Here is a 12,739-nt window from a genome sequence, read left to right on the forward strand (position 1 = left end):
TGTGGTTAAAAGTGGCTGAGTCGCTTTGTGAGTAAGCGATTGCAGCTATTAATCTTGAACAATCATGCGCGTTGCCCGGCCGCAAACAGCTCCTGCACCGCCCTTCGGATACCGCCATAGCCCGTACAGCGGCAAAGGTTTCCGCACATCTGGGCCTCGGCCTCGGCGGCCGTGGGGCGGGGCTGCTGCTGGTGCAGCCAGCTCATGCTCATGACCATGCCGGAGGTGCAATAGCCGCATTGCACGCCGCCGCAGCGCGCCAGCGCGTCGCGCACCGGTTCGCTGGCGCTGTCCTGTGCCACGGACTCGATGGTGCGCACCGTCTGGCCCTGGATCTGATAGGCCATCAGCAGGCATGCGTTCACGGGCTCCGCATTGAGCCAGACCATGCAGGCGCCGCAGCGCCCCACTTCGCAGCCGGGCTTGGCCCCGGTGAGGTGCCAGTGCTCGCGCAGCAAGGTCAGCAGCCGGGTATCGGGGCTGCAGCTGGCGCTGACCGGCTGGCCGTTCAGATTCAGCTGCAGCACAAAAGCCGAGGCCTCCTTTGCGCTGGCTGCGGGTGGCTTGCCGCCGTGCTCCGGGATGTGGGTCGTCGTCATGGTGTGGAGGACTCCGCGCCCGCTTCCAGCAGCGCGATCACGCGCTCCGGGGTCATGGGCAGTTGCGTGATGGGGCGCTGCAGTGCGGCAGCCAGGGCATTGGCCACTGCGGGCAGGGCCAGGTTGACGCTGATCTCGCCGGCTCCGCGCGGTCCTATGGGATCGCCCTCGGGAATGTTCTCGATCGCCAGCACCTGCATTTCAGGGGCATCGGCCAGCGTGGGGATCAGATAGCCGTCGAGATTGCGTGCCTGGTAGTGGCCGTCCAGGCAAGCCAGCTCCTCCTGCGTGCCCATGGCCAGGCCCATGAGGGCGCCGCCTTCCATCTGGCCCAGATAGCCCTGGGCCGATGCCACGGGGCCCAGGGCCGTGCACATCACCAGCCGCTGCACCCGGACCATGCCGCTCCAGGTGTCGACGCGTACCTGGGCAATGGCGGCGCAGGCTCCGAAGACGAAGTGGGTGTCATGCGCGTTGCCCTCCGGGTCCTCTGCGCGCAGGTCGATGTAGATACAGGGCGCTTGTTCGCCCGATGCCTTTGCCAGATCGGCGTAGCTCAGGCACAGGCCCGCAGCGCTTTCCAGGCCCCATGCGCCGCAGCGCAGAGGGATATCGGGCAGCAGTCTTGCGGCGGCCAGGAGCAAGGCTTGCTGCCAGGGCTGGGCCGCCTCCTGCAAGGCGCGCCATACCAGCGTGGTGGCGCGCGAGGCGGCGACCGGGCCCGAGTCGGGTGTCAGCCGGGTATCGCCCAGCACCGGCCGGATCGCGTCGGCGGAACAGCCCAGATGCTGCGCGCCCAGGCTCTGTATGGTTCCGACCAGGTTCTGTCCCAGTTCGGTGAAGCCACAGCGCAGCTCGATCGCACCGTCGGCGGCCAGGGCCAGCTCCATGCGGCAGTCGCTGGGCCCGCCCTTGCCAAAGCCGTCGCTGCGATGGATCAGCGTGAGGCCCACGCCGTGCAGATGGCGGCCGTCCGCGCTGGCCCAGCGATGCGGCCCGCGCCACAGCGGCTGCTGGCGGGCGACATCGAGTGCGCGCTGGGCGCCGTCAAACGGCACGACATGCTGGCCCAGCGGGCCGGGCGCCTCGGGAGCGGCGAGATTGAGGGCGCGAAACGCGTCAGCTGTCATGCCGACCAGCGCAGCCAGTCTGTCCATCTGCTGCTCGAGTGCAAATTGCACCTGCACGGCGCCGAAGCCGCGGAACGCACCGGCGATACCGTTGTTCGTATAGGCCAGCCTGGCGCCGAGGTCCAGAGCCAGATATCGGTAGGGGCCGGGGGCATGCTCGAGCGCGGCATCCAGCACCTCGGGGCCATGCGTGGCATAGGCTCCGGTGTCGGCCACTATCTGCACCTGGTGGTAGGTGAGCCGCCCCTGTGCATCGCAGCCGGTCTGCATTTCGATCTGCATGGGATGTCGCTTGACACCCAGATCCACGGATTGCGGACGAGTCAGATGCAAGCGCACGGGGCGCTGCGCCCTCCAGGCCAGCAGGGCCGCGATGGGTTGAATCGTCAGCTCGTCCTTGCCGCCGTAGGAGCCGCCCACGGGCGTGGCCACGGCGTGAACCCTGTCGTGCGGCAGGCCCAGCATGTCGGCGATGACCTGCTTTTCCCGCGCGGGGTTGTGGCCGCCGAAGAACAGGCGCAGCCCGCCCGCGCCATCGGGCTCGGCCACACCGCCTTCGGTCTCGAGAAAGGCATGCATCTGGCGTGGCGTGACATAGCTGTCCTGTACCCGGTGCACTGTGCTTGCCCGGGCCGCAGACATGTCGCCCTGGCGGTGGCTGGCGGCATGCAGCAGATTGCCGTCCTGATGGACCGGCTGCTCGGAGGCCGCCGTGCCGTCAAGGGCGGCGTCCGGGTCGCAGACCGGGGGCAGGGGTTCGTAGTCAACCCGGATCAGCGCCAGAGCCTGCTGCGCCGTCTCCATGTCCACGGCCGCAACGGCGGCGACCGGGTCGCCCACATGGCGCACCTTGTCGATGCAGAGCACAGGCCGGTCCACCTTGCGCAAGCCATAGTGCTTGATGCCGGGGATATCGGCATGGGTAACCACGGCATGGACGCCTGGCAGGGCTTGGGCGGCGCTGGTATCGATACGCAGAATGCGCGCATGGGGATGAGGGCTGCCGAGAATCGCTCCACGCAGCTGACCCGGCTGAATGCGGTCGCTCAGAAAGCCCGGGTTGCCGCCGAGCTTGGCCCTGGCATCGGGCCGTACCGGCAAAGCCTCCAGGCCCAGCTCGCGGATGTGATGAGGGGTGTGGAATTCCATGATGGCTCAGGCCAGCAGCCCGCAATGTCCGGCAATCAGGCGGCTGGCAATCCGGGCCAGATCGGGAGGCAGGCTTTGCTCGCAGGTGGTGCGTATATCGCCGAGGGAGGGACGGATCTGCAGCTCCTGCGCATAGCTCAGCAGCTTTTCCGTGGCTTGCAGGCGGTGCACGCCTATGCCCGGGGCTGCCGCCGCAATGCGGTCCAGGTTCAGGCGCTTTTGTGCATCGCTCCAGCGCAAGGCCATGCGCAGGCGCGCGGGGGAGAATGCCGCGCGATAGCCGATCTTCTCGAATACCAGTGGCCGGGGCTCCATCACATCGCCGCGCGGCAGCAGGAACGAGAGCATCAGGGGCCGGTCCATGAGCTTGAGCGTCTGCGCGAGCGACTGCAGGTTGCCGTCCGTCAACTCGACCTGCGCATCCATGGCCAGCAATACCGGGCAGCAGTCGCCTTCGCCCCAGCCTACATTGCCGCCCAGAGTTCCCAGGCGGCGTATTCCCATGGCCCCTAGCTGATCCAGGGCCTGGACGAGCACGGGGGCGTGCTGCTGAACCCAGGGGTGACAGCGGACGGCCTCCAGCCGCATGCCTGCACCGATGTGCAGATATTGCGGGCCGAGGCTGATCTGCTGCATCTCGGGCCAGTGCATCACATTGATGAAATGCGTGGCCGACGGCGCCAGGCGAGGCTCTGCCCATGACTGCTGCAGCAGCGTGCCCCCGGCGATGAAGCAGGCAGCGTTGCCGAGCTTGCGGGCCAGGGCCTGCGCGGCCTGGGGTGACGAGGGATGGGTGAGCAGCATGGCAGCGTCCTGCTGGCGTGGTTCTCAGCGCTGCGCCCAGAAGGCTTGCTGCTGGGCGGCGATCTCGGCCTCCATCTCGGGTACGGGGCCGATCAGTTCCACGGCCTTCTGGCAATGATCGAAGACATAGCGCGACGAGACGCTCATGGTCGGATTCTCGCCATGGCTGCCCGTGCACTCCAGCAATCGGTGCTCGGTCATGCCGAACACGATGCGGCCGATATTGGCCCAGTAGGCCGTGCCGGCGCACATGCAGCAGGGCTCCACATTGGTGTAGAGCGTGCAGCCCCAGAGAAACTCGGCCGTGTAATTGGTGGCCGCCATGCGAGCCAAGGTCGATTCCGCGTGGTTGACGGTGTCGATATTGCACTGCTCCATGAGCACGGTCTCCTGATCGGGGCCCACCAGCACGGCGCCGAAGGGGTGGTGGCCCATCTGGGTGGCGCGCTGGGCCACGTCCTGGGCGCGACGCAGATTGCGCTGGATTTGCTCGGTAGAGGGCGTCAGGCCCTGAGGGGGGAAGTTCTTGTCTGTCATGGTGGCGGTCCTTGTGTTGATCAGGCAGGAGTGCTCTGGCTCCAGGGAAAGAAGCGCTTGTGCAACTGCTGCACGCCACCATAGAGCAGCAGGCTGCACAGCACCAGCAGTGCCAGTGCGGCAAAGGCCACGGGCACCTTGAAGGAGGAGGTGGCAAACAGAATCAGATAGCCCAGGCCCTTTTCCGCAGCCACGAACTCGGCGACCACGGCGCCCACAATCGCCAGCGTGATGGAGACCTTGAGGGCCGAAAACACATAGGGCACGGCAAACGGCATGCGAATCTGCCAGTACTGGCGGCTGGTGGTGGCGCGCAGCGAGCGCGACAGCTCCACCAGCTCAGCCGGCACCGAGGCCAGGCCCAGGGCGGTGGAAACCACCAGCGGGAAAAAGGCAATCAGCGTAGTGATGACCACGCGGGGCAGCAGGCCGGCGCCCAGAGTGACGACGATGATGGGGGCGACGGCCACGATGGGGGTGGACTGGATCACCACCAGCCAGGGCATGATGATTTTCGAGAGCAGCTGCGATCGCGTGATGGCGATGGCCAGCGGAATGGCCAGTGCGATCGCCAGCGCATAGCCGATGAGCGCGACCTGCAAGGTGGCCGTGACATGCTCCAGCCAGCGCTGCAGCCCCATCTCGGAAGCAGCCAGCCAGATCTGGCTGGGAGCGGGAAAAATGTACTCGGGTATATGCGCCAGGCGGCAGGTGCCCTCCCAGAACAGCAGGACGGCGAGGAAAACCAGCAGCGAAGCATGGCGTTGTATGAGGGCAGACATAGGGGCCTCTTGGGGCTGCGGGAGGATCTTCAGGCGTGTGCGGGGTGTTTGCTGAAGACCTGGAGACGAATCTCGTTGGCCATTTCGGTGAACACGGGATCGGCCAGAGTGGCCATGCTGCGCGGGCGTGCCAGCGGCACATCGATGATGTCGGCCACGCGGCCCGGGCGGGCGCTCATGACCACGATGCGGTCGGATAGCAGCAAGGCCTCCTGGATGGAGTGGGTCACAAAGACCACGGTCTTGGGGCGCTCGTTCCAGATGCGCAGCAGCTCCAGGCTCATTTCGTCGCGGGTGAGTGCGTCCAGCGCCGAAAAGGGCTCGTCCATCAGCAAGATGTCCGGGTCGTGGAGCAAGGAGCGTGCAATCGCGACGCGCTGCTGCATGCCGCCCGAGAGTTCGTGGGGCCGCTTGTGGCCGAAATCCCTGAGGCCGATCATCTCCAGCAACTGCTGGGCGCGGGCCTCTTCCTTCATTTCCACATGGCCGTATTTGTGGCGCATGGGGAAGGTGATGTTGTCAAGCACCGAGAGCCAGGGCAGCAGCGTGGGCTTCTGGAACACCATGCCGATCTCGTCGCGTGGTTCGGTCACGGGCAGATCGAAGATGCGTACCTCGCCGCTGCTGGGGCGGATCAGGCCCGCAATCAGGCGCAATATGGTGGACTTGCCGCAGCCCGAGGGGCCGATCAGCGAGACGAATTCGTGGCGGCGCAGATGGAGGTCCACGCCCTGCAGGGCCGTGACGGGGCTGCCATCGCTGGAGACAAAGGTCTGGGTGACCGCGTTCAGATCGATTACGTATTGCATGGCAGGCGATCAAGGAAAGAACAAGGGCGGGAGCGCGAGGGCGGCGCAGCGACGCCCCCGCATGGGATTTACTGGCTCAGAAAGCGGCGATCCACCAGCGTTTCCGGGTCGACCTTCTTGAGGTCGTAACTCATGGACTGTGCCACCCAGCCCCAGGTGGCAGCCAGCAGCCGGGGCTCGAATTTGCCCAGGCCGTCGCGCTGGCTGATCTCGTTCCTGAGCAGCGGGATGGAGGCTTCAAATTCGGCCTTGACCACGGCAAGGTCGGCTTCGGGCACCTGGGCCTTCAGCGACTCGGCCGCCTTTTGCGGGTTCTGGATGGAGAACTCCAGCGACTTTCCCAGTGCCCGCACATAGCGCTTGAGCACTTCGGGGCGCTCCTTGATGGTCCTGTCGCTGGCCATGACGGACCAGCCATAGCCGTCCAGACCGAACTGCGTCCAGGGCAGGACCGAAAGCTCCTTGCCGGCCTGCTTGAGCACGGCGCCGAAGGCCGGACCCACGGTCACCCAGTTGATGGTCGCATCCACGCGGCCCTGGGCCAGCATGGGAGCCAGCGTGGCCGGGTCCGACTTGATGACCTTGATCTTGCTGGCGTCCACGCCGTTCTTCTGCAGCACGATGGGCCACAAGGCATTCGACGAGGAGAAGGTGGGCATGGCCACCGTCTTGCCTTCCATGTCCTTGAGGCTCCTGATCTTGCTGTCGGCGCGCGTGAACAGCGCATCGGGCTGTTTGGAATACAGCGACATCACGGCCTTGACGGGAATCCTGCCTTCGGCAGCGGCCATCATCAGCGCTGAGATACCGCCAAAACCCACATCGGCAGAGCCCGAGGCCACCTTGGTCACGGCATCGGCCGAGCCTCGGCCGGGAACGATCTTCACGTCCAGGCCTTCGTCCTTGAAAAAGCCTTGCTGCACGCCGGCATAGACAAAGGACTTGTCGCCCCCGGGCAGCCAGTCGAGCTGTACCGTGAGCTTGTCGGCTGCCTGGGCCGCTGCGCCACAGGCGACGAGCATGGTGAAAAGGGCGGAGCGTTTGAAGTAGGTGGCGGGGCGCGTCATGAATAACTCCTGAAGAATGCGAGTTTTGGGTAATTGGTTGCTATACATTGATGAGCGGCATGCGCAAGCTCATAAAAGGTTTCGATTGGATTTCATCTAAAGCCGGCAGCAAGGCGTCGCTCAGGGCCTGAGGGCAGGCCAGCTGGGGCACATGGCCGCAATCGAGGCTGATGCGCCGGGCGCCCGGCGTGAGCTGCTGCATGCGTTGCTGCAGCGGCAGCGTCACGGAGCGGTCCTGGCGACATTCCACATAGATCCGTGGCACCTGGCCAAAACGCTCGGCGCTGAGCCGGTTCACCATGGCCCGGCCCGCTTCGGGCTGGACGCAGAGACGGCTGGCCGCCTTGAGCGCTGCGGTCGGCGGGCAGTCATGCAGGAACAAGGCCATGGCGGCTTCCAGCGGCACGCTGCTGGCATTGCGCTGCTCGTTCCAGGCCAGATGCGGGCCTATGCCCTGGTAGTCAAAGCCCGGATCGGCGGCGCGGCATTGCGCGATTACATCGCCATAGCTCATGCCGCTGGGCAGCATCATTCCGGCCAGGTAGACCAGTGCGCTGACCCGCTCGGGGGCGGCCTGGGCGACCTGAGATGCCGTCATGCCGCCACCGCTGTGACCGACCACCACCGCAGGGCCGTCCAGCGATTCCAGCACGCGCAGCACATGGGCGGTGTAGCCGTCGAGATTGGCGCAGCTGTCATCTTCGGCGGCTGCATCGTTGCCCGGCAGATTGACGGCAAGCACCTTCCAGCCTCGGGCCTGCAGCAGCGGCGTCCAGGCCGCAAAAGCCCAACTGCCCTGCCAGGCCCCGTGGATCAGCACCATATTGCGTGAGCTTTTCATGGTGGCCTCCGTCAACCGTAGGTGCGGCGATAGCATTCGATCTGGTGCTGCTCCACCGTGACAGCCGGGTATCTGGGCTGCTCACCCTCGTCCAGGCAGGTGGGAATGCATTCCACCTTGTGCAGCGGGTTGCCCGTGAAGAAAAAGGGCACGGAATAGCGTTCGCGACCCGAGACATTGATGACCCGGTGCAAGGTAGAGACATAGCGGTCGTTGGTCCAGCGTGCGAACAGATCGCCGATGTTGACGACGAAGGCGCCGGGCACGGGGGGCGCGTCGATCCAGCTGCCGAGATCCTTGTCCCAGACCTGCAGGCCGCCGGCCTCGTCCTGCAGCAGCAAGGTCACGCCGCCGAAGTCCGTGTGCTCGCCGCAGCCTTTCTCGCCGGGTTCAGGGTTGGCCGGCTGGGGCGGGTAATGCAGCAGGCGCAGGGTCGCGGCGGCCTCCTTGAGATAGCCGTCGAAGTGGCTGACCGGCACGCCCAGCGACAAGGCCAGGCCGCGCACAATGGTAGCGCCCAGACCGTAGGCGGCCTGGTAATAGTTCTGCATCACGGCGCGGAAGTCGGGCAGGGTTTCGGGCCATTGGTTGGGGCCGGTATTGAAGCGGCCGGCCAGCACGCGCGCATCGTTGGCCGCGACCTCGGCGCCGGCGTAAAAGCTTTCCTTGAGATCGGGCGGTGCGCCGCTCTCCAGCGTCTGGGCGCGCAGCGGCTCATAGCCGCGATTGCAGCGGGAGAGCTTTTTGTCCACGGCCAGCTTTTCGGTCATGGGCAGGTCAAAGAAGCGCTGGCTGGCGGCAAACAGGCTGCTGATCAGCGCCGGGTCTATGCCATGGCCGGTGATATAGAAGAAGCCGCGCTGTTCGCAAGCCTGGCGCAGCTGCTCGGCCACCAGGTGCTGATCCACAGGGTCATGGCTGCGCAGGCCGCTGATGTCGATGAGGGGGAGGGCAGAGGTGCTCACAAATGGCGTCCAGAAACTGAAGAACTGGAGTCAGTTTAGAAAGCGCAGTCCGTGCTGGATAGCGCAGCTTTTGCTGCAGGGTGATCTAAAAATGTGAGCGCTAATCGCTGACGGGGAAAGCTTTGCACGGCATTGGTGCATTCGCGAGAAGCGATGTGCACAATGCCGGTGCAGGCACAGGCCGAGGGTGGTCTCAGCTCCTGGCGGAAGCCGCCGCAGCAGCGGTCTGCGTGCGTGCCACCCATTCACGCAGGGCGACGCTTTCCTCGTCCTCGCGGCTTTCTATGGCATCGGCCGCGATGCGGTTGAAGGCGTCGAGTGCCGATGGCAGCGTGCGTCCTGCACGCACATAGACGCCGAGTTCGGAGTACAGCGTGGTGGGGGTATCCAGCGGCACATGGACCAGCCGGCCTTCGCGCAGCTCGCGCTCCAGCCCCAGGCGGCTCTGGAAGAAAATGCCCACGCCGCGTTCGGCAAGACTCTTGGCCAGCTCGATGGACGAGGTTTCCAGCAACACCTGCAATGCACGCTTGTGGTGCGCCAGCAAGGGTTGCAGCAAGTCGTGCATGGAGAGTTCGGGCGTGGGCAGAATCAGCGGAAAGGTCGCGCATTGCGCAAAGTCCACGCGCTCCAACTGGGCAATCGGGTGCTTGGGCGGCACGATGGCACCCAGCGCAAAGCGGCCCATGGTGCATTGGCGCAGATTGTCGTGGCGCTTGACCGAAAAGCCTATGCCCACGTCCGCATCGCCCTGAATCACGGCCTGTGCCGCCTGCTGGGAGCCGCAGGTGCGCACATGAATCTGAATCGTGGGGTAGCGCCTGTGCATCTGCGTGAGCACGGCCGGCATCAGGTCGGCGTTCAGGCCTTCCACTGCGGCCACGCTGACCGAGCCGCGACGCACGCCGCGCAGCAGCTCCAGTTCGGTGCTGAGGCGGTGCTCGTCCTGCAGCACCGTGATCACATGGCGCGAAAACACTTCGCCAGCGGCCGTGAGCCGCAGGCCCGAGCTCAGGCGCTCGAACAGCGGGCTGCCGATTTCGTCCTCAAGCTGCAGCAACTGGCGGTTGACTGCCGACGAAGCCACATGCAGATGGCGTGCGGCCTCGCGTATGGAGCCGCAACGGCGAATCATGTCGAAATAGCGAATGGAGCGGGCGTGAATATGCATGCTGCCGGAGGCAGCATATGCCGTGCCAGTTCGCTGGATGGCCGCCTACAGCGGCGCGCCGGCCGCCTTGGCGTGCTGGGCGCGGGCATTGAGCTCGGCATCGTCCTCGCGCCCGGTGGGCCAGCCTTGCATATGCCGCTGGGCAATATCGCTGAGTGCGGTGATCCAGGGTGCACTGTCGTTGAGGCAGTCTATGTACTCGAACTGCTGGCCGCCCGCATGCAAAAAGGCTTCACGCGCTTCCTGCTTGATTTCCTCCAGCGTCTCCAGACAGTCGCTGGTAAAGCCGGGGCAGACCACATCGACACGCCGGGTGCCGGCCTGGGCCATGGCAATCAGCGAGGGTTCGGTATAGGGCTCCAGCCATTTGGCCTTGCCAAAGCGCGACTGGAAGGTCACCAGATACTGCTCCTTGCCGAGCTTGAGCCGCTCGGCCAGCAGGCGTGCCGTCTTGTGCGATTCGCAGTGATAGGGGTCGCCCAGATGCAGGGTGCGCTCTGGCACACCATGAAAGCTCATGACCAGCTTGTCCCCGCGACCATGGCCGCGCCAGTGGGCTTCGATGCGCTGTGCCAGTGCTTCGATGTAGCCGGCATCGTCGTGGTAGCGGTTGACAAAACGCAGTTCGGGAATGTGACGCTGGGTCCTGGCCCAGTCGTAGACGGCATCGAACACGCTGGCCGTGGTCGTGCCCGAATACTGGGGGTACAGCGGCAGGATCAGGATGCGCGTCGCGCCGTCTTTCTTGAGTGAATCCAGCTGGGCCGCAATGGACGGCGTGCCGTAGCGCATGGCCGGCAGCACCAGCACATTGTGGCCGCGCTCGCCCAGCCAGCCGCGCAGCAAGGTGGCCTGGCGCGTGGTCCAGTGCAGCAGCGGGGAGCCGTCCTTTTCATGCCAGACGGTGGCGTACTTGGCGGCCGACTTGGCCGGACGGGTGCGCAGGATGATGCCGTGCAGAATCGGCCACCAGGCGAGCTTGGGAATCTCGACCACGCGATCGTCACCGAGAAACTCCGCCAGATAAGGGCGCACTGCCGCAGCCGTGGGGGCGGTCGGCGTGCCCAGATTGCACAGCAGGATTCCGGTGCGTGCGGATTGGTCGTGACGGAAGCGGGGTTCGGGCGCAAAGCGTGATGGCATGGCGCAATTGTGTCAGCTAATCGGATAGGCGCAGCCGCTCTGCGGCATTAGCCGGGCCGCTATTCTTCGGGGCATGCAATCCCAAGACACCACAGCCCCTGCCATTGAAACCCTTCAGCGCCTGCGCCACAGCGGACAGATTCGCGCCATCAGCCTGGATCTGGACGACACGCTCTGGCCCATCTGGCCCACGATTGCCAAGGCAGAGGGCGTTTTGCTGCAGTGGCTCGCGCAGCATGCCCCCTGTACGGCCGAGCACCTGGGCGATACGGACAAGGTGCGCGCCTTGCGCCATGAAATCGTGACATTGCGCCCGGATCTGAAAGCCGACCTCAGCGGCCTGCGCCGCGAGTCCATCCGGCTGGCGCTGACCCGCGCCGGCGACGATCCTGCCCTGGCCGAACCGGCCTTTGACGAGTTCTTTGCCGCTCGCCAGCGGGTCGAACTGTTTGACGACGCCTTGCCGGCCTTGCAGTTTCTCTCGCAGCGCTGGCCGGTGGTGGCCCTGTCCAACGGCAATGCGAATGTGCATGTGGTGGGTATCGGCGAGCATTTTCGCGCCTCGCTGTCTGCCAGCACAGCCGGCATGGCCAAACCCGAGACGCGGTTTTTCCAGGCCGCAGCGGATGCGGCCGGCGTGGCCCCCGAGCATGTGCTGCACATCGGCGACGATGCGCAGCTGGATGCCCGGGGCGCCATGGATGCGGGTATGCACGCAGTCTGGCTCAACCGCGGGCAGGTAGCATGGCCTTGCGTGGGTCCTGAACCCCACGTCACAGTCGCCAGCCTTTGGCAGTTGTGTCAGGGGCTGGCAGATCGTTGACCGGGACGAGCGGGAGCTTTGCGGGTCAGCGAACAAGGACCGCCTATGCCTACCTGTCTGTCTGCCTGCCTTCTCACGCCACCTCCGCTGGCACCTGTGCGAACCATTGCCTGGAGCCGGCCTCTGGTGTGGCTGTCCAGAGCCTTGCAGGACATTTCTAAGGCTCCGTTAATCAGTCTGGCTCATGGTCTGGCCTTGATCCTGATCGGTGCAGCAATCCTGACCCTGGGGCACAATCGCTTCTGGTTGATGGCAGGAGCCTTGTCGGGCTTTCTGGTGGTGGGGCCTCTGGTGGCCACCAGCCTCTATGCCATCAGCCGGGCCATCGAGCGCGGTGAGGTGGCAGACTGGGGTCTGATCCGCCGCACCTGGACGCAATGGCAGAGCTGCCATGCCACGGGCCGGGGAGGGTACTGGTGCATGGTTCGGTTCGGCGCCTTGCTGGCGCTGGCGGCCACGGGCTGGGTGCTGATTTCTGCGTCGCTGATCACCGTGATGTCGCCCGTGCGTGTGCAAACCCTGCAGGATTTCATTGCGCATGTGGTGCTGGCCAGAGATGGTCAGCTGTTTGTGCAATGGATGGCTTTGGGCAGCTTTCTGGCTGCTCCGATTTTTGCGTCCAGCGTGGTGGCCATGCCGCTGATGCTGGACAGGCGAGTGACCGTGCGCCAGGCCGTGCTGACCAGTTGGTCCGTGGTGCTGGCCAACCCGGGCCCGATGGCCTTGTGGGCGGCGCTGATTGTGATGTTGACTTTGCTGGGCCTTGGCAGCTATCTGCTGGGGCTGGTGGTTGTGATGCCCCTGCTGGGCCATGCCAGCTGGCATGCCTATCGGGACCTGGTGGATGCCGCTGCATTCCCTGCCAGGGATGACGAGATGGTGCGTGCCGTCTGAGCGCTGCGCGACCAGGGCCTGGCAA

General features: G+C 65.3%; 13 protein-coding genes. 2 read left to right on the plus strand and 11 right to left on the minus strand.

The genetic code is table 11. The features are described 5' to 3' along the window. Positions 1-62: 62 nt before the first annotated feature. The 11 genes from FSY59_RS00125 to hemH form a co-directional block, all read right to left on the minus strand. A complete protein-coding gene (locus FSY59_RS00125; protein WP_003057540.1) occupies positions 63-599 on the minus strand; it encodes a (2Fe-2S)-binding protein in 537 nt (178 codons plus the stop codon). Continuing rightward, positions 596-2,878, minus strand: coding sequence for a xanthine dehydrogenase family protein molybdopterin-binding subunit (locus FSY59_RS00130; protein WP_148728231.1), 2,283 nt, complete (start codon positions 2,876-2,878; stop codon positions 596-598). The genes FSY59_RS00125 and FSY59_RS00130 overlap by 4 nt, the downstream gene beginning before the upstream one ends. A 6-nt stretch (positions 2,879-2,884) precedes the next feature. Further along, complete coding sequence (locus FSY59_RS00135; RefSeq protein ID WP_019043333.1) at positions 2,885-3,682, minus strand: xanthine dehydrogenase family protein subunit M; 798 nt, start codon at positions 3,680-3,682, stop codon at positions 2,885-2,887. A gap of 24 nt (positions 3,683-3,706) precedes the next feature. Next, positions 3,707-4,219, minus strand: a complete 513-nt coding sequence (locus FSY59_RS00140) for a nucleoside deaminase (RefSeq protein WP_148728232.1) — start codon at positions 4,217-4,219, stop codon at positions 3,707-3,709. Between the two features lie 20 nt (positions 4,220-4,239). Beyond that, the gene (locus tag FSY59_RS00145) at positions 4,240-5,001 is read right to left on the minus strand and encodes an ABC transporter permease (RefSeq protein WP_043371226.1); all 762 of its coding nucleotides are present in this window, start codon (positions 4,999-5,001) and stop codon (positions 4,240-4,242) included. A gap of 29 nt (positions 5,002-5,030) precedes the next feature. Continuing rightward, positions 5,031-5,810 (minus strand): ABC transporter ATP-binding protein, encoded by a 780-nt coding sequence (locus FSY59_RS00150; protein WP_003078463.1) that lies wholly within the window; start codon positions 5,808-5,810, stop codon positions 5,031-5,033. A 68-nt stretch (positions 5,811-5,878) separates the two neighbouring features. After that, positions 5,879-6,877 (minus strand): ABC transporter substrate-binding protein, encoded by a 999-nt coding sequence (locus FSY59_RS00155; protein WP_148728234.1) that lies wholly within the window; start codon positions 6,875-6,877, stop codon positions 5,879-5,881. Positions 6,878-6,917: 40 nt separating this feature from the next. Then, positions 6,918-7,718, minus strand: a complete 801-nt coding sequence (locus FSY59_RS00160; RefSeq protein ID WP_003057526.1) for an alpha/beta fold hydrolase — start codon at positions 7,716-7,718, stop codon at positions 6,918-6,920. 11 nt (positions 7,719-7,729) lie between these two features. Beyond that, a complete protein-coding gene (locus tag FSY59_RS00165) occupies positions 7,730-8,683 on the minus strand; it encodes an isopenicillin N synthase family oxygenase (RefSeq protein WP_003057525.1) in 954 nt (317 codons plus the stop codon). A 193-nt stretch (positions 8,684-8,876) separates the two neighbouring features. Continuing rightward, on the minus strand, positions 8,877-9,854 hold the full coding sequence (locus FSY59_RS00170; protein WP_003057523.1) for a LysR family transcriptional regulator: 978 nt from the start codon (positions 9,852-9,854) through the stop codon (positions 8,877-8,879). Between the two features lie 45 nt (positions 9,855-9,899). Further along, positions 9,900-10,997: a ferrochelatase gene (gene hemH / locus FSY59_RS00175; RefSeq protein ID WP_148728236.1), complete on the minus strand. Its 1,098-nt coding sequence runs from the start codon at positions 10,995-10,997 to the stop codon at positions 9,900-9,902. A 73-nt stretch (positions 10,998-11,070) separates the two neighbouring features. On the opposite strand from hemH, the gene FSY59_RS00180 reads away from it, so the two are divergent. Beyond that, positions 11,071-11,820, plus strand: coding sequence for an HAD family hydrolase (locus tag FSY59_RS00180; RefSeq protein WP_003057519.1), 750 nt, complete (start codon positions 11,071-11,073; stop codon positions 11,818-11,820). Between the two features lie 45 nt (positions 11,821-11,865). Beyond that, positions 11,866-12,714, plus strand: coding sequence for a DUF2189 domain-containing protein (locus FSY59_RS00185; protein ID WP_003057516.1), 849 nt, complete (start codon positions 11,866-11,868; stop codon positions 12,712-12,714). Positions 12,715-12,739 lie beyond the last annotated feature (25 nt).

This window comes from Comamonas sp. Z3 (assembly GCF_008121565.1).
Classification (GTDB): Bacteria; Pseudomonadota; Gammaproteobacteria; order Burkholderiales; family Burkholderiaceae_C; genus Comamonas; species Comamonas brasiliensis.